The 23,591-nt window shown below is 67.1% G+C and carries 21 protein-coding genes and 1 tRNA gene; 9 read left to right on the forward strand and 13 right to left on the reverse strand.

Going from position 1 to position 23,591, the window contains the following annotated elements; genetic code table 11:
- Window positions 1–9: 9 nt before the first annotated feature.
- The 3 genes from AC1M14_RS23480 to AC1M14_RS23490 all read right to left on the reverse strand — a co-directional run bounded on the left by AC1M14_RS23480 (window position 10) and on the right by AC1M14_RS23490 (window position 2,567).
- Complete coding sequence (locus AC1M14_RS23480; RefSeq protein WP_102775827.1) at window positions 10–1,092, reverse strand: efflux RND transporter periplasmic adaptor subunit; 1,083 nt, start codon at window positions 1,090–1,092, stop codon at window positions 10–12.
- Window positions 1,093–1,274: 182 nt separating this feature from the next.
- Window positions 1,275–1,736 (reverse strand): ribonuclease HI, encoded by a 462-nt coding sequence (rnhA, locus tag AC1M14_RS23485; RefSeq protein WP_102775826.1) that lies wholly within the window; start codon window positions 1,734–1,736, stop codon window positions 1,275–1,277.
- 48 nt (window positions 1,737–1,784) lie between these two features.
- The gene (locus AC1M14_RS23490) at window positions 1,785–2,567 is read right to left on the reverse strand and encodes a class I SAM-dependent methyltransferase (protein ID WP_102775825.1); all 783 of its coding nucleotides are present in this window, start codon (window positions 2,565–2,567) and stop codon (window positions 1,785–1,787) included.
- Between the two features lie 19 nt (window positions 2,568–2,586).
- Between AC1M14_RS23490 and gloB the strand changes: the two genes are divergently transcribed.
- The 3 genes from gloB (at window position 2,587) to fabI (ending at window position 5,747) form a co-directional block, all read left to right on the forward strand.
- Entirely contained in the window at window positions 2,587–3,408 is an 822-nt protein-coding gene (gloB, locus tag AC1M14_RS23495) for a hydroxyacylglutathione hydrolase (RefSeq protein WP_111826718.1), read from the forward strand.
- A 7-nt stretch (window positions 3,409–3,415) separates the two neighbouring features.
- Window positions 3,416–4,840: a transglycosylase SLT domain-containing protein gene (locus tag AC1M14_RS23500; RefSeq protein ID WP_102775823.1), complete on the forward strand. Its 1,425-nt coding sequence runs from the start codon at window positions 3,416–3,418 to the stop codon at window positions 4,838–4,840.
- Window positions 4,841–4,961: 121 nt separating this feature from the next.
- Window positions 4,962–5,747 carry an enoyl-ACP reductase FabI gene (gene fabI / locus AC1M14_RS23505; protein ID WP_102775822.1) on the forward strand — a complete coding sequence of 262 codons (786 nt, stop codon included), beginning with the start codon at window positions 4,962–4,964 and terminating at the stop codon, window positions 5,745–5,747.
- 22 nt (window positions 5,748–5,769) lie between these two features.
- Here fabI and AC1M14_RS23510 read toward each other — a convergent pair whose 3' ends face one another.
- Window positions 5,770–6,171, reverse strand: a complete 402-nt coding sequence (locus tag AC1M14_RS23510) for an OsmC family protein (RefSeq protein WP_102775821.1) — start codon at window positions 6,169–6,171, stop codon at window positions 5,770–5,772.
- Window positions 6,172–6,332: 161 nt separating this feature from the next.
- Here AC1M14_RS23510 and AC1M14_RS23515 point away from each other — a divergent pair, with 161 nt between their 5' ends.
- Complete coding sequence (locus AC1M14_RS23515) at window positions 6,333–7,016, forward strand: tellurite resistance TerB family protein (protein WP_479730543.1); 684 nt, start codon at window positions 6,333–6,335, stop codon at window positions 7,014–7,016.
- On the opposite strand, the gene AC1M14_RS23520 is transcribed toward AC1M14_RS23515, so the two are convergent.
- The 3 genes from AC1M14_RS23520 to AC1M14_RS23530 all read right to left on the reverse strand — a co-directional run bounded on the left by AC1M14_RS23520 (window position 7,013) and on the right by AC1M14_RS23530 (window position 9,924).
- Entirely contained in the window at window positions 7,013–7,999 is a 987-nt protein-coding gene (locus AC1M14_RS23520) for a tripartite tricarboxylate transporter substrate binding protein (protein ID WP_479730544.1), read from the reverse strand. The two genes, AC1M14_RS23515 and AC1M14_RS23520, sit on opposite strands and share 4 nt — an antisense overlap.
- A 25-nt stretch (window positions 8,000–8,024) precedes the next feature.
- Entirely contained in the window at window positions 8,025–8,909 is an 885-nt protein-coding gene (nadC, locus tag AC1M14_RS23525; protein WP_111826720.1) for a carboxylating nicotinate-nucleotide diphosphorylase, read from the reverse strand.
- 82 nt (window positions 8,910–8,991) lie between these two features.
- Complete coding sequence (locus AC1M14_RS23530) at window positions 8,992–9,924, reverse strand: NUDIX hydrolase (protein WP_102775819.1); 933 nt, start codon at window positions 9,922–9,924, stop codon at window positions 8,992–8,994.
- 187 nt (window positions 9,925–10,111) lie between these two features.
- Here AC1M14_RS23530 and AC1M14_RS23535 point away from each other — a divergent pair, with 187 nt between their 5' ends.
- Window positions 10,112–10,342, forward strand: a complete 231-nt coding sequence (locus AC1M14_RS23535) for a hypothetical protein (RefSeq protein ID WP_102775818.1) — start codon at window positions 10,112–10,114, stop codon at window positions 10,340–10,342.
- A gap of 5 nt (window positions 10,343–10,347) precedes the next feature.
- Here the strand turns inward: AC1M14_RS23535 and AC1M14_RS23540 are convergent, their stop codons facing one another.
- A complete protein-coding gene (locus AC1M14_RS23540; RefSeq protein ID WP_102775817.1) occupies window positions 10,348–11,259 on the reverse strand; it encodes a LysR substrate-binding domain-containing protein in 912 nt (303 codons plus the stop codon).
- A gap of 137 nt (window positions 11,260–11,396) precedes the next feature.
- Between AC1M14_RS23540 and AC1M14_RS23545 the strand changes: the two genes are divergently transcribed.
- The 3 genes from AC1M14_RS23545 to AC1M14_RS23555 all read left to right on the forward strand — a co-directional run bounded on the left by AC1M14_RS23545 (window position 11,397) and on the right by AC1M14_RS23555 (window position 15,763).
- Window positions 11,397–12,383 carry a Bug family tripartite tricarboxylate transporter substrate binding protein gene (locus AC1M14_RS23545; RefSeq protein ID WP_479730545.1) on the forward strand — a complete coding sequence of 329 codons (987 nt, stop codon included), beginning with the start codon at window positions 11,397–11,399 and terminating at the stop codon, window positions 12,381–12,383.
- A 21-nt stretch (window positions 12,384–12,404) separates the two neighbouring features.
- On the forward strand, window positions 12,405–13,694 hold the full coding sequence (locus tag AC1M14_RS23550; protein WP_479730546.1) for a TolB-like translocation protein: 1,290 nt from the start codon (window positions 12,405–12,407) through the stop codon (window positions 13,692–13,694).
- Window positions 13,695–13,858: 164 nt separating this feature from the next.
- Window positions 13,859–15,763 carry a PhoX family protein gene (locus AC1M14_RS23555; protein WP_111826724.1) on the forward strand — a complete coding sequence of 635 codons (1,905 nt, stop codon included), beginning with the start codon at window positions 13,859–13,861 and terminating at the stop codon, window positions 15,761–15,763.
- Window positions 15,764–15,994: 231 nt separating this feature from the next.
- Here the strand turns inward: AC1M14_RS23555 and AC1M14_RS23560 are convergent.
- From AC1M14_RS23560 to ribD, 5 genes are all read right to left on the reverse strand, one after another.
- Window positions 15,995–16,085 (reverse strand) — tRNA-Ser (locus AC1M14_RS23560).
- Window positions 16,086–16,220: 135 nt separating this feature from the next.
- Entirely contained in the window at window positions 16,221–17,774 is a 1,554-nt protein-coding gene (locus AC1M14_RS23565; RefSeq protein WP_102775811.1) for a SpoVR family protein, read from the reverse strand.
- Window positions 17,771–19,030: a YeaH/YhbH family protein gene (locus AC1M14_RS23570; protein WP_102775810.1), complete on the reverse strand. Its 1,260-nt coding sequence runs from the start codon at window positions 19,028–19,030 to the stop codon at window positions 17,771–17,773. Before AC1M14_RS23570 ends, AC1M14_RS23565 begins: the two co-directional genes overlap by 4 nt.
- Before the next feature lie 12 nt (window positions 19,031–19,042).
- Window positions 19,043–20,959: a PrkA family serine protein kinase gene (locus tag AC1M14_RS23575; RefSeq protein WP_479731833.1), complete on the reverse strand. Its 1,917-nt coding sequence runs from the start codon at window positions 20,957–20,959 to the stop codon at window positions 19,043–19,045.
- 752 nt (window positions 20,960–21,711) lie between these two features.
- Window positions 21,712–22,827 (reverse strand): bifunctional diaminohydroxyphosphoribosylaminopyrimidine deaminase/5-amino-6-(5-phosphoribosylamino)uracil reductase RibD, encoded by a 1,116-nt coding sequence (gene ribD, locus AC1M14_RS23580; protein ID WP_209165647.1) that lies wholly within the window; start codon window positions 22,825–22,827, stop codon window positions 21,712–21,714.
- A 192-nt stretch (window positions 22,828–23,019) separates the two neighbouring features.
- Here ribD and AC1M14_RS23585 point away from each other — a divergent pair, with 192 nt between their 5' ends.
- Window positions 23,020–23,583 (forward strand): cysteine hydrolase family protein, encoded by a 564-nt coding sequence (locus AC1M14_RS23585; RefSeq protein ID WP_102775808.1) that lies wholly within the window; start codon window positions 23,020–23,022, stop codon window positions 23,581–23,583.
- Window positions 23,584–23,591: the final 8 nt, after the last annotated feature.

Below are 23,591 nucleotides of genomic sequence, written 5' to 3' on the forward strand. Positions count from 1 at the left end.
AGGCCGGCTTCAGGCGCCGTTGCCCAGCACGGTCACGGCCGCGCCGTCCGTCACCCGCTGCAGGCCCGAGACCACCAGCTGGTCGCCCGCGGCCACGCCGGTCAGGATCTCCACGCGGCCTTCGCGGCGCTCGCCGATGGTGACCTCGCGCCGCTCGGCCACGCCGTCCCTGACCCGGTAAACGTACTGCGTCTCGCCCGAGGGCGAAAGCGCGGCTTCCGGCGCCACCAGCGCCTTGTCCTGGCTGAACAGCAACTGCACGCGGGCGAACATGCCCGGGCGCAGCACCGCGTCCTTGTTGGCGACGGTGGCGCGCAGCAGGATCGAACGGCCGCCGGCGTCGACCAGCGGGCTGACGGCGTAGACCATGCCCTGGCGCTCCTGGCCCGGCAGCGCGTCCAGGCGCAGGGTCAGCTGCTGGCCCACGCCCACCTTGCTCAAATACATTTCGGGCACGCGGAAATCCACCTTGAGCGGGTCGATCGCCTCCAGCGGCGCCAGGTCCTGGCCCTGGTTCACGTAGTCGCCCACCGACACGCTGCGCAGGCCCACGATGCCGCCGAACGGCGCGCTGATCGTCATTTTGTCCAGCCGCGCCTGCGCCAGCGCCACGGCCGCTTCCTGCACCTTCAGGTTGCTGGCGGCCTCGTCGCGCGCCTGCTGGCTGACGAAGCCCTTGCCCTGCAGCTCCACCGAGCGCCGGAAATGGCTTTGCGCCAGCGTGAGATTGGCCCGCGCCTGGGCCAGCTCGGCCCGCGGCACCGAATCGTCCAGGCGGATCAGCACCTCGCCCTGCCTGACCGGCTGGCCTTCCTTGAAGCCGATGGACTGGATGCGGCCGGCGACTTCCGGGCGCAGCACCACCGATTCGTCGGACCGCAGGCTGCCCACGGCCGACAGGCCGCGCGCGAACGGGATTTCTTTGACGGCGGCCACCTCGACCCGCACCGGCGCGGCAGGCGCGACGGGAGCCTGGGCGGCGGCCTGGACGGCGGGCGGCGCAGGCGCGAGCCAGCGCGGCACCAGCACACCGAGCGCCGCTCCCGCAGCCAATCCCGCCGCTACGGCGGCCAGCAATACTGCTTTTTTCATGCGCGAATGTGGCGGTCGCGCGGCGCGGGCCGGGCGCCGCAGGAAGGGAGAATGAGGGTTGGCACTTTAGCACCCGGATTTACATACTGGAACAATCCAGAAGCCGGATGAAAGAACTAAATTCGCCCGATGAAGCGATTTAAGGGTATATCCCAATGCCCTGCGGGCCGGCGCCCGGGCGTTCAGGCGCGGCGGGCCGCTTCCACGCCCTGGTTGGCGAGCTGGTCGGCGCGTTCGTTGCCCGGGTCGCCGGCGTGTCCGCGGACCCAGCGCCAGGACACAGTATGGCGGCCCACCTGCTCGTCCAGCAGTTGCCACAGCTCGGCGTTCTTGACCGGTTTTTTGTCGGCCGTCATCCAGCCGCGCCGCTTCCAGTTGGCCAGCCACTCGGTCATGCCCTTCATGACGTACTGCGAATCGGTGTGGATGGTGACCGCGCAGGGGCGCTTGAGCGCGCGCAGCCCCTGGATGACCGCCAGCAGCTCCATGCGGTTGTTGGTGGTCTGGAGTTCGCCGCCGTGCAGGGTTTTTTCGTGGCTGCCGGCGCGCATCAGCACGCCCCAGCCGCCCGGCCCCGGATTGCCCTTGCAGGCGCCGTCGGTCCACATTTCCACTTTCTGTTCGTTCGCTTTGCTGTCCTGCATGGTGCTGCCCGGAGTTCCTTCGTGCTTGATTCGTTGCCGGCCGGCCGCTCAGGAGCGGTCGTAGCCGTCGTCCGCCTGGCGGTTGACCACCACCGACGCGGCGCGCGCGCGCTTGGGCTTGGTCTTCCAGGCGGGGCCTATGATACGCATGCCGGCCACGCGCTTGACGGCGGACACCAGATAGACGGCCCCGCCCACGCTCCACCAGCGCGCGCCGGCGGACTCCAGGAAAGCCCAGCGCTGCAGCCATTTTTCGCTGCGGCAGGCCGGCGCATAGCAGCCGAAATGGCTTTGCTCGACCTCCAGCGACAGCAGCTTGAACCAGTCTTTCAGGCGCGGCAGCGACACCTGCGACGAAGGCGGCTGCGGCAGCCACGGCTCCATGCCCGGCATGCGCGTGCGCGCCCCCCACATGCTCCAGGGATTGAAGCCCGAGATCACCACGCGCCCTTCCGGCACCAGCACGCGCTCGACCTCGCGCAGCACGTTGTGGGGTTCCTGCGTGCATTCGAAGGCGTGCGGCAGGATCAGCAGGTCCACGCTCTGCGATTCGAACGGCAGGGCTTCGGGCTGGGCGATCACCACCCGCGACTGCCAGCCGGCCGCGCTCTCGGCCGAGGGCGCCTCGGTGCCCACGTATCCCTTGAACGGCATGCGGTTGGCGCCCAGCAGGTTCATGTCGGCCAGGCCGACCTGCCAGGCGTAATATCCGAATACGTCCGCGACAGCCGCGTCGAACTGCGCCCGCTCCCAGGCCAGAACGTATTGTCCCGGCGGCGTCTGGAACCATTCGGCCAGTTCTACAATCGGCGGAGTATCTTCTTCTGCCACGTTCTATCCTTCGAATCCCATGCAAGCCCTGACCGCCTCCGACGGCGGCCGCGAGCGCAACGCCGCGGTCTTGCCGCTACCCGCTTTCACCGACAACTACATCTGGGCGATCGTGCGCGACGGCCAGGCCGCCGTGGTCGATCCGGGCGAGGCCGGCCCGGTGCTGCGGCTGCTCGAGCAGCAAGGCCTGAGACTGCGCGCCATTCTACTCACGCACCACCACGGCGACCACGTCGGCGGCGTATCCGAATTGTCCCGCATCGAAGGCCTTACCGTATATGGCCCGGCGCAAGAACGCCTGCCGCGCTGCGACGTGCCGCTGGCGCAGGGCGACCGCGTGCTGATACCCGAACTGGACCTGGACCTGGCCGTGCTGGATGTGCCCGGCCACACGGCCGGCCACATCGCCTACACCGGCCGGGCGGCCGGCGTGGAGCCGGTTCTTTTCTGCGGCGACACCCTGTTTGCCGGCGGCTGTGGCCGGCTGTTCGAAGGCACCCCCGCGCAAATGCTTGATTCCTTGGAAAAATTTTCTGTTTTACCGGCGGATACACAGGTTTTTTGCGCACACGAGTACACTCTAGCGAACTTGCGCTGGGCGTCGGCAGTCGTACCGGCCAACCGCAACCTGCAGCAATGGCATCAGCGGGCCCGGCAATTAAGAGCAGCAGGCCTTCCCACGCTTCCGTCGACCATCGGTCAGGAACGCGCGACGAACCCGTTTTTGCGCACGCAACAACCCGAGGTCGTCCGCGCCGCAGAGCGCTGGGCCGGCCACAGCCTTGCTACGCCGGTAGAGGTATTTGCCTCCCTTCGCGAATGGAAGAACGAATTCAAGTGACAGCCCGATGAATCTATCCCGACTCCTTCTGCCGCTGATGCTGGCAGTCCTCGCCGGTTGCGCAGGAACCAAATCCCCCGATAGCAAGAATCTCACCACCAATTCCCAAGGGCGCTACATCGCCCGCGACACTTCCCGGACGGTGGACCTCACCAATCCTCCCGCCGACGCCTGGGACCGCATCCGCCGCGGTTTCGCCATCCCCAACCTGAACACCGACCTCTCGCAGCAGTGGACCGACTACTACGCGGCCCACCCCGAGTCGGTGCAGCGCATGGCGGAACGCGCCGGCAAGTACCTGTATTTCATCGTCGACGAGATCAACCGCCGCGGCCTGCCCACCGAGCTGGCGCTGCTGCCCTTCGTCGAAAGCGCCTACAACCCCACCGCGCTGTCGCGCTCGCAGGCCTCGGGCCTGTGGCAGTTCGTGCCGGCCACCGGCCAGCATTTCAACCTCAAGCAGGACTGGTGGCGCGACGAGCGGCGCGACCCCATCGCCTCGACCAACGCGGCGCTGGACTACCTGGAAAAACTGTTCGAAATGCAGGGCGACTGGTATCTGGCCCTGGCCTCGTATAACTGGGGCGAAGGCTCGGTGCAGCGCGCCATGGCCAAGAACGAGGCCGCCGGCCTGCGCACCGACTACCTGTCGCTGAGCATGCCCGACGAGACCCGCAACTACGTGCCCAAGCTGCAGGCCATCAAGAACATCATCGCCGACCCGCAGCGCTATGCGGTGGCCCTGCCGCCGGTGGGCAACACGCCCTACTTCGTGACGGTGCAGAAGAACAGCGACATCGACCTCGAAATCGCCGCCAAGCTGGCCGAAATGCCGCTGGACGAATTCAAGGCGCTCAACCCGTCGTTCAACCGCCCGCTGATCCGCGGCGACCACGGCCCCACCCTGCTGCTGCCGGCCGACCGCGTCGAAATCTTCAACGCCAACCTGACCAACTACAAGGGCGACCTGAGCGCCTGGAAGGTCTACCACACGCGCCGCGGCGAATCCTACGCCTCGATCGCCAAGCGTTTCGGCGTGACCGAAAGCCGGCTGCGCCAGATCAACGACATCGGTTCGCGCCAGAAATCCGCTTCCGGCCAGTCCCTGCTGGTGCCGGGCGACAGCGCCGGCAACGTGCAGCTGGCCTCGCTGGCGCCGCCGGTGCTGGACGCGGCGCCCGCCGCCGAGAAGGCCCCGGCCACGCGCGGCCGCGCCCAGCAGGCGCCCGCCGCGCGCGTGGCAAGCGCCCGCGTCGCCAGCGCCCGTCCCAACGTGCGCACCCACAAGGTGCGCCAGGGCGACACGCTGTACTCGCTGGCCAAGCAATACGGCACCTCGATCGACGCGCTGCGCGCGCTGAACAACCTCAAGGGCAGCGCGCTGAAGGTCGGCACGCCGCTGCGGGTCCCCGGCACCAACGCGCGGGGCTGAGCGCAACGGCACGGCAAAAGGGCGCACCCCGACGGGCGCGCCCTTTTCTTTTTAATGGAGGGGCCGCCAAACTCTTTAAAATAGGCGGTCTCCAGAAGGGAAAAAATCAAAGGATAGAAATATGGGCTTTCTCGCCGGCAAGCGCATCCTGGTCACCGGGGTGCTTTCCAACCGCTCCATCGCCTACGGCATCGCGCGCGCCTGTCACCAGCAAGGCGCCGAACTGGCGTTCACCTACGTGGGCGACCGCTTCAAGGACCGCGTGAGCGAATTCGCCGCCGAATTCGGCAGCAAGATCGTGCTGCCCTGCGACGTGGCCGAGGACAGCCAGATCGAAGCCGCCTTCGCCGAACTCGGCCAGCACTGGGACGGCCTGGACGGCCTGGTGCATTCCATCGGCTTCGCCCCGCGCGAAGCCATCGCCGGCAACTTCCTCGACGGCCTGTCGCGCGAAGCCTTCCGCGTGGCGCACGACATCTCGGCCTACAGCTTCCCCGCCATGGCCAAGGCCGCCCTGCCGCTCATGGAAGGCCGCAACGGCTCGGTGCTGACGCTGACCTACCTGGGCGCCGAGCGCGTGGTTCCCAACTACAACACCATGGGCCTGGCCAAGGCCTCGCTCGAAGCCAGCGTACGCTACCTGGCCACGGCGCTGGGCCCGCGCGGCATCCGCGCCAACGGCATTTCCGCCGGCCCGATCAAGACGCTGGCCGCCAGCGGCATCAAGGACTTCTCGGCCATCCTGAAGTTCGTCGAGGCCCAGGCGCCCCTGCGCCGAAACATCACCATCGAAGACGTGGGCAACGTCGCCGCCTTCATGCTGTCGGACCTGGCCGCCGGCGTGACGGGCGAAATCACCCACGTGGACGGCGGCTTCTCCACCGTCGTCCCGGGCATGGAAGACTGAAACCGGCGGCGCGTCCGGCCGCTCAGGCCGGACGCACCACCAGCGTCGAAACCTGCACGTCCACCGCGGTCATGAGTTTGTGGACCGGGCATTTCTCGGCCACCGCCAGCAGCTCGTCGATCTGCGCATCGGACAGCTCGCCATGCAGCGTCAGCTTGGCGGTCAGGCGGTAGATCCCCTTGCGCTCTTCGCTGTCGTCGCGCACCACCTCCACGCCCACCGATTCCAGCGGCAGCCCCTTGCGCTGCGAATACACCATCAGGGTCAGCGCCTTGCAGCCGCCCAGCGCAGTATCGAAGTAATCGTGCGGATCGGGGCCCTCGCCCTGCGGCTGCGGCATCGCCAGCGGAAGCTCATGGCCTTCGGCCGTGGCGGTGAACTGCAGGGTATTGGGCGCGTTCTGGCGCAAGCGGATGCTGCTCATGGGTGAAGTCTCCTGGCTGGGGTTCGGTGGATGGCCGCCGCGGCGGCCCCAATCGACGTTGTAACACCAGGCGGCGCTGCGCCACACCTGACTGGACGCTGAACTTCCTGATGCGGACACGGTCGGATATTTCTATCCGGAATACACCTATAGGGGGCCGCATGAGCGCCAGACAACTCCTCGATCAACTGCTGCAGTCCGGGCAAGGCCTGCTTTCCGACACCACCAGCCGCGTGCAGAACGCCACGGGCGGCAAGGGCTCGTCCTTCCTGACCGGCCTGGGCGGCGGCGCGCTCGGCGCGGGCGCGCTGGGGCTGCTACTGGGCAGCAAGAAGGCCCGCAAGATCGGCGGCAAGGTCGCCATGTACGGCGGCATGGCGGCGCTGGGCGCGCTGGCCTACCGCGCCTATGGCGACTGGCAGCGCAGCCAGGCCGGCGGCGCGGCTGCCCCCGCCCCCCAGACGCTGGACCGCCTGCCCGCCCCGCAGGCCGAGCAGCACAGCACCGCCGTGCTCACCGCCATGATCGGCGCGGCCAAGGCCGACGGCCACATCGGCCCGGAAGAACGCGCCCTGCTCGAAACCGAGCTGGCCAAGCTGTCCTCCGACGCGCAGGACCGGCAATGGCTGGAAACCGAACTCTCGCGTCCGCTGGACCCGGCCACCGTGGCCCGGTCGGCCCAGACCCCCGAAATGGCCGCCGAAATGTACCTGGCCAGCCTGCTGGTGGTGGACGAGGAAAGCTATATGGAGCGCGCCTACCTGGACGAACTGGCGCGCCAGCTCAAGCTGCAGCCCGGCCTCAAGGAACAGCTGGAGCAGCACGCCCGGACGCCGGCCGCCTAGTCCGCGCGCAGCCCGATCGCGGCGGTCAGCGCGCCGTAGCGCCGCATGTCCGCGGCGATCATGTCCTGGAACTCGCGCGGCGTGCTGGTGGCGGGCGTGAAGCCCTGTTCGCGCAGGGCCGCCTGCATGGCCGGGCGCTGCACGATCTGCGCCACCGCCGCATTCAGCTTGGCCACCACCGCGGGCGGCGTGGCCGCCGGCGCCAGCAGCCCATGCCACTGGTCCAGCGCGTAGCCCTGCACGCCCTGCTCCGCCACCGTGGGCACGGTCGGCATCAGCGGCGAGCGCGCCGGCGACGTGACGGCAAGGGCCCGCAGCTTGCCGGCCGCGATCAGCGGGGCCGCGCTGGACGCGGTGACCACGCCCATTGCGACCTGACCCGCCGCGACGTCGGTCAGCGCCGGCCCGCAGCCCTTGTAGGGCACGTGCTGCAACGACCCGCCGGCCGCGCGCGCCAGCATCTCGCCGGCCAGGTGCTGCGGCGTGCCGTTGCCGCAGGACGCGAACGGCAGCGGCTGGCCGGCGCGGGCGGCGGCCAGCGCGTCGTCCAGGCCGCGCAGGCCGGAATGCGCCGGCGCCACGAAAACCGAAGGCACGAAGGCCACGTTGATGACGGCCGCGAAGTCACGCGCCGGATCGAAACCCAGATGGCGGTAGACCCCGGGGTTGATGGCGAAGGAACTGTTGACCATCAGCAGCGTATAGCCATCGGGCGGCGACTCGGCCACGACGCGCGCGCCGATATTGCCGCTGGCGCCGGGGCGGTTTTCCACCACCACCGGCTGACCCAGCGTCTCCTGCAACTCGGCGCCGATGCGGCGCGCCAGCAGGTCGGTGCCGCCGCCGGGCGGAAAGGTCACGACAATGGTGATGGGATGGGCAGGATAGGCGGCGTCCTTGGGCGCTTCGCCGGACGGCGGGTTGCCGCAGGCGGCCAGCGACAGGACGAGCATCGGCGCCAGGGCGCGCAGCAGGCGTTTCATCTTGCGGACCGGTTGGTTGCGAGGCTCAGGCGTCCAGGCCGATGTCCAGCACCTTGGCGCTGTGCGTGATCCAGCCCACGGCGATCTGGTCCACGCCGGTGGCGGCCACCGCCGCCGCGGTTTCGGGCGTGATGCGGCCCGAGGCCTCGGTGATGGCGCGGCCGCGCGCCATGGCGACGGCGCGGCGCAGGTCGTCCAGGCTCATGTTGTCCAGCAGCACCACGTCCACGCCCAGCGAAAGCGCCACTTCCAGCTGCTCCAGCGTGTCCACTTCCAGCTCGATCTTCACCATGTGGCCGACGCCGGCGCGGGCGCGCTCGACCGCGATGGCGACGCCCCCGGCCAGGGCGATGTGGTTGTCCTTGATCAGCACCGCGTCGTCCAGGCCGTGGCGATGGTTGCTGCCGCCGCCCACGCGCACCGCGTACTTCTGCACCGCGCGCAGGCCCGGCATGGTCTTGCGCGTGCAGGTCACGCGCGCGCCGTAGCCCGCGATGGCGCGCGCGATCGAGGCCGTGGCGCTGGCCACGCCGCTCAGGTGGCAAAGAAAATTCAGCGCCACGCGCTCGGCGCTCAGCATGGCGCGGGCGTTGCCGCGGATGCGCGCGATTTCCGTGCCGGGCCGCAGGTCCGCGCCGTCGCGCTGGGACACCGCGAATTCGATGCCCGGGTCCATCGCGCGAAACGCCAGGCGCGCCAGGTCCAGCCCGGCCAGCACGCCGTCCTGGCGCGCCACCAGCCGGGTCTCGGCGATGGCGTCGGCCGGGACGATGGCGTCGGTGGTCAGGTCGCCCGCGCGGCCCAGGTCTTCGAGCAGCGCCGCGCGCACCAGCGGCTCCAGCATGACTTCCGGCAAGGGGGGAACGGCCAGTCGGGAGACGGTCGAGGAGGCTGCGGCTTTAATGCTCATTTTGAGTATTTTGAGAGTAAAAAAAGGCGCGCAACGATTGCGCAGCACTTATGCTAAGACCGAGCATAAACCGTGTCAAGCCTCAGAGCGCGCGCGACAGCGGCAGTTTGCTGCCGGCGATGGCGCGTTCGATCAGCACGTCGCGCCGGAAGCGGAACAGCTTGGCGGGCCGCCCTGCCGTGCCGGTGGCCATCTCGCCGGTTTCCTCGACCAGCGCCTGCTGCTCGATCAGGCGGCGGAAATTCTGCTTGTGCAGGCCGCGTCCGGCCAGGGCCTCCACCGCCAGCTGCAGCTGCAACAGGGTGAACTGTTCGGGCATCAGTTCGAACACCACCGGCCGGTACTTGATCTTGGCGCGCAGCCGCGCGATGCCGGTGGCCAGGATGCGGCGGTGATCGTGGCGCATGGGCTCGCCCGGCACCACGGCGCCGCTGCCGCGGCCGCGCCGCGCCGCCTCGGGCACCAGCCCGGCCTCGAACAGCAGTTCGTAGCGCTGCAACACCATGTCCTCGTTCCAGGACGCGCCATCCAGCCCGAAGGTGACCGCCGCGCGCTGGCGGCGGCGCTTGCGCAGGGCCGCGTCGGCGCTGTCCTCGCACCAGGCGGCCAGCCGCGGCACGATCAGTTGCTCGACCAGCGCGGGCGTGCCGGCGCGCCGGTCCTCCCACGGAAAATAGCGATACCAGTCCTGCCAGCCCACCTGCGCCACGCCGGTCTCGCCGGCCTCGCGCGTCAGGCCCAGGTAGCTCACCGACATGACGCGCGCGCCCGATTCGTCGGAACGGTCGCCGTCGGCGAAGGTATAGAGCTGCTCCACATAGCCCAGCGGATGATGGGTCTGCGCTTCGACCCAGGCGCGCAGGCCGGCCTGCAGCGAACGGTGCGACAGTTCGAACGGCCCGGCCGGCAACGCGCGCGCATCCTCGGTCGTCAGCACCCGCGGCTCGCCGTTGGTGACGGCAACCAGCACGGCGACGAGTTCTGCATGAAGGGAGCGTTCGGCGGATTCGGTCAAAGTAGGCGTGTGGAAAAGAGTGAAGCCCGGTGTCCGGGCGGCGCGGCAAATTATAAGGTTCGGGCGCTGCAACAGCCCCTTGCAAACGTGACAGCCTGACGCGCCACGGCGGCGCCGCGCGGGCCTAAGATGGATGTGGAATCAGGCGCGCCGCCATCCCGGGGCGCCCGCAAGCGGAGCAATCGTCATGTTGAAAACTGCCCCAGATCCCAACCTCGCCAAACCCGCCGAAGCCGAGAAACCGGTCCCCGCCGATCCGCGCAAAGGCACTGAAATCATGCCCATGCCCGACGAACGCAACCCGCTGGTCGCCGGCATGCCGCGGCGCGGACGCGCCATCGTGGAGCCCGGCGAACCCGGCATCATCACGCCCGAGGACGACCTGCTCGACACCTCGTACGAACAGCGCAAGGGCTGAGCCCGTCAGGATGGCGAGATGATACCCGGGTCGCGAAAGCGCTGCGCCAGGATCTCGACGAACGCCTCGGTCACCGTCGATACCGCCGTCTGCGCCGGATAGGCCATACACACGCGGACCGGCAGGCGCGGCGTGAACGGGCGTATCGCCAGCCGGTCGGCGAACACCGCCGCAATGTACGGGTTGACCACGCCCAGCCCGTGGCCGGCGGCCGCCAGCGCGCAGATGGTCGAGGAATACGTGGTCTCGATCTCCGAGGCCGGCTGCACGCGGTGGGCCTGCATCGCGCCGCGCAACTGCAGGTAGACGTCGTCGTCCGCGTTCAGCACCAGCAGCCTGCGCGCGTTCAGGTCCAGGATGTCGATGCCGTCCTGCGCGGCCAGCGCGTGGTCCGGGCGCATCACGCAGACCGCCTCGCTCTCGTGCAGCACGTGCAGGTCCAGCAGCGCGCCGTCCAGCGGCGCCGCCGTCACCACCACGTCGTAAGTGCCGTGCAGCAGCCCCTCGCGCAGGTACTGGCTGCCCATGGTCTGCATATTGATGTGGACCTCGGGATAGCGCTGCGCGAACGCCTCGACCGCGCCGGGCAGCACGCCCAGGCCCAGCGCCGGCGTGCAGGCCAGCCGCAGCACGCCGCTGCCGCTGCGCCGCATGGCGGCCAGGCGGTCCTCGATGCGTTCCAGGCCCACGAAATGGCGCTTGACCGTATCGAACAGGTCCTTGGCCTCGCGCGTGGGCCGCAGGCGGCCGCGCTCCATGTCGAACAGCTTCAGGCCGCTGGCCTGCTGCACCTGGCCCAGCAGGCGGCTGATGGACGGCTGCGTGGTGCGCAGCATCTGCGCCGCGCCGGTGGTGGTGCCGGCCAGCATCACCGCGTGGAAGGCTTCGATCTGGCGGAAATTCAGCGGACGGCTCATGGGCGGCATAGAGTATGGCAATTCTGCATAGCCTATGCGTAAAAAAGAATTTTTTCAAATACATGCAGCCTCCTACACTGGGCTTCCCAGGGTGCCGGCAGACGCGCCCGCGATCCCAACTTTCCAGGGGAAGCCCCATGAATCCCAGCCGCTACTGGCGCAAGCTCGTTCAAACACTGTGCCTGGCCACCGCCGCCGTCGCGCCGCTGGCCGCGCAGGCCCAGGCCAACTATCCCGACCACCCGATCCGCATCATCGTGCCGTTCACCGCGGGCGGCAGCTCCGACATCCAGGGCCGGCTGCTGGCCGAGCACCTGGGCAAGCTCTATGGACAGTCCGTGGTGGTGGAGAACCGGCCCGGCGCCGGCGGGCACATCGGCGGCAAGTTCGTGGCCGACTCCGGCCCGGACGGCTACACCCTGCTGCTGGGCTCCATCGGCCTGCACGCCACCTACGGCGTCTACAAAAGCCTCAACTACCGCCCGGCGCAGGACCTGAAGCTCATCACCGTCGTGGCCGAAATGCCGCACGTGGTGGTGGCCAACCCCTCGCTGCAGGCCAATACCCTGGCCGAACTGACCGCGCTGGCGCGCGCCCAGCCGGAGACACTGCACTTCGGTTCGGCGGGCGTGGGCTCGTCGGTGCACATGGTCGGCGAACTCTACAAAATGGCCGCGCAGGCGCCCATCGTGCACATTCCGTACCGCGGCAGCTCCGCCGCCACCAATGACCTGCTGGGCGGCCAGATCCAGCTGCTCTTCGAGAACGTGCCCACCACCATCGGCTATATCGAGGCCAAGAAGCTCAAGGCCCTGGCCATCACGGGCGCGACGCGCTCGCCCGCCCTGCCCGACGTGCCCACGGCCGCCGAAGCCGGCCTGCCCGGCCTGACGGTGACCTCGTGGACCACGCTGGCCGCCAGCAAGGACGTGCCCGACGCCCTCATCGAAAAAATCAGCGCGGACCTGCGCCGCGTCTACGCCGACCCGGCCTTCCGCGCCGGCCTCGAACGCCTGGGCATGACGCCGGTGGGCAACAGCCCGGCCGAAGCGCGCGAGTTCGTCGAACGCGAGCGCGCCCGCTGGAACAAAGTCATCGAAACCGAACACATCACCGCCGGCTGAGCGCCGCCCCCTTTGATTCTCATGAACCGCATGCTTGCCACGTCCACCGCCTGCCGCCGCCTGGGCGCCACGCCGCACCACCATTTCTTCGGCTACTACAACAAAACCGTCTGGCACCGAGACGGCCGCTATCTGCTGGCCAATCGCACCGCCTTCAAGGACGCCCGGCTGACGCCCGAACTGAGCGCCGAAGTGGGCTACTTCGACCTGCGCGACGGCGACCGCTACCATGCCGTGGGGACCACCACGGCATGGAACTGGCAGATGGGCTGCCAGCTGCAATGGCTAGACGGCCTGGCCGAACCGCAGCTGATCTACAACTGCCGCAGCGGCGACGACAGCGGCGTGTATCCCGGCTTCCGCTCGGCCATCCACAACCTGGCCACCGGCCAGACGCGCATCCTGCCGCTGCCCATCTACGTGGCCGCGCCCGACAGCCGCTACGCGCTTTGCGTGGACTACCGCCGGCTCTACATCACGCACCAGACCATCGGCTACAGCGAACACGCGCCCGGCCCGGTCGCCAACGCGCCGGCCGACGACGGCATCCGCCGCCTCGACCTGGACAGCGGCGAGCACCGGCTGCTGGTCAGCTACGCCGACCTGCGCAACTTCCATCCGCGCGATTCGATGGCGCGCGCCATCCACTGGGTCAGCCACATCGAGGTCAACCCGTCCTCCACCCGCATCCTGTTCCTGCACCGCTGGACCGAACGCGTCGAGGACGAGACCTGCTTTCTGCACCGGCTGATCACCATGAACGCCGACGGCAGCGACATGCGCCTGCTGGAATGCTCCGACCATCCGCTACCGCAACTGGCCGACGACTTCGACCCCACCGCGGTCGGCACCTTCGACTACGAAAAGTCCGAATACCAGATCTCGCATCCGCTGTGGCGCGACGACCGCAGCATCATCGTCTGGGGCCCGCACGCCGGCAGCATCCACTACCATCTCTACGAGGACGCGCCCGACGGCCGCGTCGAGGTCGTGGGCGACGGCGTGCTGACCGAGAACGGCCACATGACCTTCTCGCCGGTGAACCCGCGCTGGCTGCTCAGCGACACCTATCCCGACTCGCGCACCCACGAGCGCGTGCTGTTCCTCTACGACATGCACAGCGGCCAGCGCCACGCCCTGGGCAGCTTCTACGCCGATCCCGCGCTGTCCAAGGAAAACCGCTGCGACCTGCATCCCCGCTGGAGCCGCGACGGCACCCAGGTCTGCATCGACTCCGTGCATGAAGGCGAACGCCAGATGTACGTGCTGGACGTCGCTCCCATCGTCGGCCAGTCTCTCCAAACGATGTAATCCCACCGGCCCGCTACTCGCGGGCCGAGCCTCCCGCCAGAATGTGAACGCGGCATCTGGAATTCATCCATCCGTCACCCCGGTGTCATGCGCAGCTTCTAACCTCGCTGCCGCAATCCTGACAAATAACTTAGCGAATTGTTCGCTACTCTATTGAGGTTGGAATGTCCTACTTGACCGACAAACTGCGCGCCCCCCATCGTGAAGCCCAGGGAGAAGTCACGGTTCCGGGCCAGATGCTGGAAGACATCGTCGCCGCGAACCCGGAACGCCGCACATTGTTGAAGAACAGCTTCGGCCTGTCGATGCTGTCGGTATTCGGCGCCTCCTCGCTGCTGACGGCCTGTGGCGGCGATGACGATGACGACGACGCGCCCTCCAACGGCGGCGACGGCGGCGGCGACACCGGCGAAGGCACCACGCCCACCCCGACGCCGGAACCGGAGCCGGCAGGCCCCGACTACTCCGTCACGTTCAAGCCCCTGGAAGACAAGATCGTCGCCGACACCGTCACGGTGCCCGAAGGCTACGTGGCCGAGGTGCTGTACTCGGCCGGCGACAAGTGCGTGATCGGTTCGGTCGGCTACACCGGCATTCCGCAGTCCTACCCCGCCACCGAAACCCAGTCCGGCGGCCAGCACGATGGCATGCACTTCTACCCGCTCGAAGGCGTGGACCCCAACCAGGGCGGCCTGCTGGTGGTGAACCACGAAGCCCTCGACGACGCCACCCTGGACCAGAGCGTCGAAGGCCTGAAGACCCGGCTGTCGAACGTCGGCGTATCCGTCGTCGAAATCGCCCGCGCCGCCGACGGCAAGTGGTCGGTCAAGACCGACTCGCGCTACAACAAGCGCTACACCGGCAACACGGTCTACAACGTCAGCGGCCCGGCCAAATCGGTGGTCGGCGCCACCGTCGTCGGCACCCTGAACAACTGCTCCAGCGGCAACACGCCGTGGGGCACGTACCTGACCTGTGAAGAAACGCTGAACAACTACCACTACAAGTCCGGCGACGCCGGCCAGCCGGCCGACGAAGGCTATGGCTGGGTGGTGGAAATCGATCCGCAGAATCCCGGCTCGACCGCCGTCAAGCGCACCGCCATGGGCCGCTTCAGCCACGAGAACACGGCCTACATGCTGGACGAGAACAACCGCGTCGCGTTCTACATGGGCGACGACACCACGCCCGGCTGCATCTACAAGTTCGTGCCCAGCAAGCCCTACGACCCGGCCAACCGCGCCAACAACATGAATCTGCTCGACGAAGGCACGCTGTACGCCGCGCGCTTCAACGACGACGGCAGCGGCAACTGGGTCGAGCTGACCGTGGGCAAGAACAACCTCACGACCGGCGCCACCGATCCGGGCAACTTCACCCAGGTCGCCAGCGGCACCGTCATCACCGGCACGCTGGTCGACTTCAATACGCAGGCCGACGTGCTGGTCAAGACCCAGGCCGCCGCCCGCGTGGCCGGCGCCACGCTGATGGACCGCCCCGAGTGGATCACGGTCGGCGTGGACAAGACCGTGTACTGCACGCTGACCAACAACAGCCGCCGCCAGCGCACCAGCGCCGCCAACCCGCGCGTGAACAACTCGCACGGCCAGATCATCCGCTGGCACGAGCGCGGCGATTCGCCGCTGGCGACGACCTTCGAATGGGACCTGCTGCTGCTGGCCGGCCGCGACCCCGCCGACGGCGCGGCGCCCAACCTGACCGGCAACGTCAACGGCGACACCTTCTCCAGCCCGGACGGCATCCGCGTCGATCCCAAGGGCCGCCTGTGGGTGCAGACCGACGCCGGCACCGGCACGTCGACCACCGATTTCTTCGGCAACAACTCGATGTACTACATCGACCAGCAGACCGGCGAATCCAAGCGCTTCCTGGTCGGCCCGCTGGGCTGCGAAATCACCGGCATCGCCTACACGCCCGACCTGACGACGTTCTTCATCAACATCCAGCACCCCAACGCCAGCTGGAACACGCTGCGCGCCGGCGGCGGCGACGCCCGCTCGGCCACGATCGTCGTGCGCCGCACCGACGGCAAGCCGGTCGGCGCCTAAGTCCCGGATGGCGGCTGAGGCCCCGCCTGATGGGTTTCGCGCGTTGAGTATTCGGGTTCTTGCTTAAGGATGCTAGCGCTGCACCCATCCTACGAACCGATGCCGTAGGATGGGTGCAGCGCGGCACCCCCGTCGCAGGATAACCGCTGCCTGTCGCGCGTAACCCATCGATCGGCGGATGCAAACAAAAAGCCCCTGATCTCGATGAGATCAGGGGCTTTTATGAATTCCTGGCGGACAGAGGGGGATTCGAACCCCCGATACGCTATTCACGTATACACGCTTTCCAGGCGTGCGCCTTCAACCACTCGGCCACCTGTCCTATCTGCGTCTTGCGCGGGCGGCATTCGCCGCTGCGAAAAATGCGAATCCGCGATTCTAGCAGATTGGGCGCGGGCGCGGCAAGGGCTGCAAAAATAGGGGACGCCGTAGCGTCCCCCTCGTTGCGCTTCGGCCTCTACGTGGCGGCGGGCGGGTCCTGTTCGCGGTAGGAGCTGACGGTGCCGTCGGTCTCGGTCTCTTCCAGGCGCACGCGGAAGCCCCACAGGCGCGCCAGGTGCTTCATGACCTGTTCGGCGTCCTCGCCGGCCAGCGGGCGCCCGCGGGTCTTGAGGTGGCGCAGGACCAGGGAGCGGTCGGAGTCGCGGTTGAAGCGCACCACCTGGATGTCCGGCACCTGGTTGTCGCGGTTGTGCTGCGCGGCGAGCAGGCGGCGGATGTCGCGGTACCCTTCGTCGTCGTGGATGGCGGCGACTTCGAGCTTGGGGTTGGCCTGGTGGTCGGAGATGGCGAAGAAGCGGAACTCGCGGATCAGGCGCGGGGACAGGTACTGGGAGATGAAGGACTCGTCCTTGAAGTTGCGCATGGCGAAGTCCAGCGTCTTCAGCCAATCGCCGCCGGCAATGTCCGGGAACCACTGGCGGTCCTCGGGCGTGGGCGCTTCGCAGATGCGGCGGATGTCCGACATCATGGCGAAGCCCAGCGCGTACGGGTTGATGCCGCCGTAGCCGCGTTCGTCGAAGCCGCGCTGGCTGACGACGTTGGTGTGGCTTTGCAGGAACTCCATCATGAAGCCGTCGTTGACCAGGCCTTTTTCATGCAGCCGGTTGAGGATGGTGTAGTGCCAGAACGTGGCCCAGCCCTCGTTCATGACCTTGGTCTGGGTCTGCGGGTAGAAGTACTGGGCGATCTTGCGCACGATGCGCACCAGTTCCTTCTGCCAGGGCGCGAGCTTGGGCGAGTACTTCTCGATGAAGTACAGCAGGTTCTCCTCGGGCTCGGGCGGGAACACAGAGGCCTCGACGCGGGTGTCCTTTTCGTCCTCGAGCCGCGGCAGGGTGCGCCAGAGGTCGTTGTACTGCAGACGGGCGTGCTCGGCGCGCTCGGCCTGGCGCGCGGCCTCTTCCTTGTAGGAGATCGGGGTGGGACGCTTGTAGCGGTCCACGCCGTGGTGCGAGAGCGCGTGGCACGAGTCCAGCACCGCCTCCACGGCGTCGATGCCGTAGCGGTCCTCGCAGGACATCACGTACTTGCGGGCGAAGACGAGGTAATCCAGCACGCCGTCGGCGTCGGTCCACTGGCGGAACAGGTAATTGCCCTTGAAGAAGGAGTTGTGCCCGTAGCAGGCGTGCGCGATCACCAGCGCCTGCATCGTCATGGAGTTCTCTTCCATGAGGTACGAGATGCAGGGGTTGGAGTTGATGACGATCTCGTAGGCCAGGCCCTGCATGCCGCGACGGTAGAACTGCTCGTTGCGGATGAACTCCTTGCCGTATGACCAGTGCGGATAGCCGATGGGCAGCCCGGCCGAGGCATAGGCGTCCAGCATCTGCTCCGAGGTGATCACCTCGATCTGGTTCGGATAGGTGTCCAGGCCGTATTCGGCGGCGACCTTGGAGATCGCCTCGTCATAGGACTGGATCAGTTCGAACGTCCATTCGGAACCTTGGGAGATCGGCCGGGCGCCGCCGGCGGTCTCCGGCTCCACGAGTGCTCCGACGTGGGTGTTCATGCGGTCTCCTTCTTGAACAGATCATGGAACACAGGAAAGATTTCGCTGCGTTCGCAGATGCGCCGCATCACGAAATGCGGCTCCAGTTTCTGTTCATATTCGGCCCACAGGCTGCTCTTGCGCGCCTCCTGCGAGTCGGGCACTTCGATGTAGGCGAAGTAACGGGTGGCCGGCAGCAGGTGCTCGGCCAAAAAGCGCGCGCTCTTGCCCGCGTCGGCGCCGAACGAGTCGCCGTCGCTGGCCTGCGCCGCATAGACGTTCCAGGACCCCGGCGGATAGCGCTTTTCGAGGATGTCGCGCATCAGCTCCAGCGCGGACAGCACGATGGTGCCGCCGCTCTTGGGGTCGTAGAAGAAGGTCTGCTCGTCCACTTCCTCGGCGTTGTCGGTGTGGCGGATGAAAACCAGGTCCACGTGCTCGTACTTGCGCGACAGGAACAGGTAGAGCAGCGAGAAGAAGCGCTTGGCCAGGTCTTTCTTGCCTTCGTCCATGGAGCCCGACACGTCCATCAGGCAGAACATGACGGCGCGCGCCATGGGGATGGCGACCGACACCCGGTTGCGGTAGCGCAGGTCCAGGTCGTCGAGGAACGGCACGCGCGCCAGGCGCTCGCGACAGTCCTCGACTTCCTGTTCCAGCACCTGGATTTCGGCGGCGGAGGCGCCCGCCTCGCGCGCCTTGGCCAGGCGTTCTTCGGCGTCCTCGAGGTCGGCGCGGGCCTTCACGCCGAGCGCGACGCGCCGCGCCAGCGAGGACTTGAGCGTGCGGCTGATGCTCAGCATGCTGGGCGAGCCGGTGGTGGTGTAGCCCGCGCGCTGCCACTTCTTCTGGCTGACCTCGCCCAGCTGCGTGCGCGCCATGTGCGGCAGCTCCAGGTCCTCGAAGAACAGGTTGAGGAACTCGGCCCGCGACAGGCTGAAGGTGAACTGGTCCACCGATTCGCCTTCGCCCGGCTCGGAGCCGCCCTCGCCCTGCCCGCCCTGCGGCCGGTCGAAGGTGTCGCCCTTGGCGAACTCGCGGTTGCCGGGGTGCACGATCTCGCGGTCGCCGCCCGTGCCGTGCCGGAAGGTCGGCTCGGAGATGTCGCGGGCGGGCAGGTTGATTTCACCGCCCTGGTCCATGTCCTGGATCGAGCGGTCGCGGATCATCCCGTGCACCGCCTTGCGGATCTGGTCCTTGTAGCGCCGGAGAAAACGCTCCCGGTTGACGGCGCTTTTATTGCGCCCGTTGAGACGGCGATCGATCAGTGAATTCATGATTCACCTCGCTCAGGAGGACTTCCTCACACGGAGATACCACTCGCACAGCAGCCTGACCTGCTTTTCCGTGTAGCCCTTTTCCACCATGCGATCGACGAAGCTCTGGTGTTTCGACTTGTCCTCGGCCGAGGCCTTGGCGTTGAACGAAATCACCGGCAGCAGGTCTTCGGTGTTCGAGAACATCTTCTTCTCGATCACTTCGCGCAGCTTTTCATAGCTGGTCCAGGTGGGGTTGCGGCCGTTGTTGTTGGCGCGCGCCCGCAGCACGAAGTTGACGATCTCGTTGCGGAAGTCCTTGGGGTTGGCGATGCCCGCCGGTTTTTCGATCTTTTCCAGTTCGTCGTTGAGCGCGCTGCGGTCGAAGCTTTCGCCGGTTTCCGGGTCGCGGAATTCCTCGTCCTGGATCCAGCAGTCGGCGAAGGTCACGTAGCGGTCGAAGATGTTCTGGCCGTACTCGGAGTACGACTCCAGGTAGGCGGTCTGGATCTCCTTGCCGATGAATTCCGCATAGCGCGGCGCCAGGTAACCCTTGATGAATTCAAGGTAGCGCCGGCGGATTTCGTCGGGATAGTCCTCGCGGCCGATGCGCTGCTCCAGCACGTACATCAGGTGCACCGGGTTGGCGGCCACTTCGGTCTGGTCGTAGTTGAAGACGCTGGACAGGATCTTGTAGGCGAAACGCGTGGAGACGCCGGCCATGCCTTCGTCGGTGCCCGCGTAGTCCTTGTATTCCTGCAAGGCCTTGGCCTTCGGGTCCACGTCCTTCAGGCTTTCGCCGTCATAGACGCGCAGCTTCGAGTAGATGCTGGAGTTCTCGGGTTCCTTCAGGCGCGTCAGCACCGAGAACTGCGCCATCATGTCCAGCGTTCCCGGGGCGCACGGCGCCGAGTACAGCGAACTGTGCTGCAGCAGCTTCTCGTAGATGCGGACCTCTTCCGACACCTGCAGGCAGTACGGCACCTTGACGATGTAGATACGGTCGAGGAACGCCTCGTTGTGCTTGTTGTTGCGGAAGGTCTGCCATTCCGATTCGTTCGAGTGGGCCAGGATCATGCCGTTGAACGGGATCGCGGAGAAGCCTTCGGTGCCCTTGAAGTTGCCTTCCTGGGTGGCCGTGAGCAAGGGGTGCAGCATCTTGATCGGGGCCTTGAACATCTCCACGAACTCGAGCAGGCCCTGGTTGGCCAGGCACAGGCCGCCGGAATAGCTGTAGGCGTCCGGGTCGTCCTGCGAATGGCGGTCGAGCTTGCGGATGTCGACCTTGCCGACCAGCGAGGAGATGTCCTGGTTGTTCTCGTCGCCCGGTTCGGTCTTGGCGATGGCGGTCTGGCGCAGCACCGACGGATTCAGGCGCACCACGCGGAACTGCGAGATGTCGCCGTCGTATTCCTTCAGGCGCTTGACGGCCCACGGCGACATGATGCCGGTCAGGTAGCGGCGCGGAATGCCGTATTCCTTTTCCAGCATGTCGCCGAACCGTTCCGGATGGAACAGGCCCAGCGGCGATTCGTTGACCGGCGAGCCCTTCAAGGCATAGATGGGATAGGTCTCCATCAAGGCCTTGAGCCGCTCCGCGATGGACGACTTACCGCCGCCCACGGGCCCCAGCAGATACAGGATTTGCTTGCGCTCCTCCAGTCCCTGGGCCGCGTGCTTGAAGAACGCAACGATCTGCCCGATCACGTCCTCCATGCCGTAGAACTCCTGGAACGCCGGATAGCGCCGGATGGTCCGGTTGGAAAACAAACGGGAAAGACGTGGGTCGTTACGCGTATCCACGATCTCGGGTTCGCCGATCGCGGCCAGCATGCGCTCAGCGGGACTGGCGTACGCCATGGGATCGCGTTTCGCGAGATTCAGGTACTCCTCGAGGGAGAGTTCTGATTCCTGCTCTTTTGCATACTGCGACTTGAAGCCTTCGACGATGTTTTGCACGGAAACCTCCTACAACACGCGAAAAATCCAATACGTCCCTACGTGTCCCCATTGTGCCTCAGCGCTCGCGCATTACTAGACAATCTCGCGATATGCATTGTTGGCCGGAAGGTATGTTGCTTTCGCCACACATCAACCATGAGCACGATCAGGCCCTTTCCGTTTAGGCTGCACCCTTCGGACACAAGTTCCGTCAGGGATTGCAACTTACGTGAAGAATGTTCGCTCATTCGCTGTCAGCATATCGCCGTATGCGCGCACGATAAGCGCGCCTGCAATGAAATGCTCGGCAATGATTTGAAGGGAAGAGCGATATCCCGAGGATTCTTATGATTCGGGCCAAACCCGATGCGCCCGCTATGCGATGGCAGCGGACGGTCTGAACGGCGCGTGGCGTCTTCGTTCAGCAGCGTGCCGCTCCGGTCGTGAAAAAGCGCCGATAACGCGGCACGGGAATCCGTGGTGACGAGGGCATGTGGCACTGAGCGGTTTAAGCCTTCAGGACGTATCGCCTAGTCATGTGCCTATGCTATAGCCAATTGAAGGTTTTGTGGCAATTCATTTTGCGCAATGCCCAAAATAGTCCGTATCTTGGCATGCGCGGCGGCGCGCATCGGCGGCACGAAACATGCGGATAAAAGCTCGCGAATTTGGCGTCATCGCATCGCGCGCGCGGCGTTGCGCGGCTGGCAGCCGCACATGCCGAGTGCTAGCAGCCCTTGCGCCAGTGCGGTTTATGCGCCTCAGGACAGCGCGGGCAATTCCACGCGCTGCATGAGCTGGCGCCACGTTTCGGCGACCCGGGCACGCACGCGCAGGTCCGCGCCCACCCGTTCGGCGTCGATGAATTCGTAGCGACGGGCGGCTTCCAGGTGCTCCAGCATCGGCAGCCGCACCATGCCGGCGGCATCGCCCAGCAGCACCGGCGCCATGTACAGCAGCAGTTCGTCGACGCAGTCTGCCGCGACCAGCGCGCCGCTCAGGCCGGCGCCGGCCTCCACGTGCACTTCGTTGATCTGCTCGGCCGCCAGCCAGCGCATCATCGCCGGCAGGTCCACCCGGTCCGGCGTCGCGCCGGGCAGCGGCACGACGCGCGCGTTCATGGCATGCAGCCGCGCGGCCTTGGCCGCGTCCTCGCGGGCGGTGAAGACGATGACTTCGGCGCCGTCGAAAAGCCTGGCGTGCTCGGGGATCTCGAAGCGGCCGTCGACCACCGCCTTGCGCGGCTGGCGCGGCGTATCCACGCCGCGCACATTCAGCTGCGGGTCGTCCTTCAGCACGGTGCCCATGCCGGTCAGCACCACGCAGCTGCGCGCGCGCCAGCGATGGCCGTCGGCGCGGGCGTCCGCGCCGGTGATCCATTGCGATACGCCGTTATGCAGGGCGCTGCGGCCGTCCAGCGAGGCCGCCATTTTCATCCACACCCAGGGCAGCCCGCGGCTCATGCGGGAAATAAAGCCCGCGTTGACCGCCAGCGCTTCTTCCCGGCACACGCCGGTGGTGACCGCAATGCCGGCCTCGCGCAGCCGCGCCAGGCCCTGCCCGTTGACCAGCGGATTCGGATCGCCCAGCGCCGCCACCACGCGCGCCGGACGCGCCGCCAGCACCGCATCCACGCAGGGCGGCGTGCGGCCGTAATGGCTGCAGGGTTCCAGCGTCACGTACAGCGTGGCGCCGGCCACCGACTCGCCGCGCGCCTGCGCGTCGCGCAGGGCGCAGACTTCGGCATGGGGACCGCCGGGGGGCTGGGTCGCGCCTTCGCCCAGCACGCGCCCGTCGCGCACGATCACGCAGCCGACCCGGGGGTTGGGCGCGGTGGAGTACATGACGGTGCGCGCCAGGTCCAGCGCGCGTCGCATCCAGAAAACGTCGTCGGGGTCGCTCGGGGTCATCATGCCCAGGATTGTATGCCGCGCCGGCCGCCTGCGACGGGGCCAGCAGTGAATGTCCGTTTTGGGCCGATAGGCGTCTTTCGCGGCGCGCCGGCGGGGCCGGGATTGCAGTAAAACTGTCGCTACACCCCTTTTTATTCCACTGCCTGGAGCCGGTCCATGAAACAAGCGCTGATCGTCATCGACGTACAAGAATCTTTCCGGCTGCGTCCGTTTTGGGACGAAACGGAATATCCGGCGTTCCTCGGGCAGATCCAGTCCCTGATCGACGCCGCCGTCGCCCGGGACATGCCGGTGCTGCAGGTGTTCCACACCAGCGCCGCCAACGACCCGGCCAACCCGTTCTCGCTGGCTTCCGGCCACGTGCGCACGCTGAAGGAGCTGCACCTCGCCCCCTCCGCCGTGTTCCACAAGACCGTGCATTCCTCGCTCTACGCGGTCGACGCCGACGGCGCCAGCCTGCACGACTGGCTGCGCGAGCACGGCATCGAGGGCGTCATCGTCTGCGGCATCCGCACCGAGCAGTGCTGCGAAACCACGGCCCGCCACGCCAGCGACGCCGGTTTCAAGGTCGTATTCCCGACCGACGCCACGCTGACCTTCGCCATGCAGAGTCCGTCCGGCAAGAACTACACGCCGGCCGAGATCCGCGACCGCACCGAACTGGTGCTGCAGGGGCGCTTCGCCCGCATCGCGCGGGCCGCCGACGCGCTGGCGGGCTAGGAGCCGCG

It is taken from the genome of Achromobacter sp. SX5 (assembly GCF_056711425.1).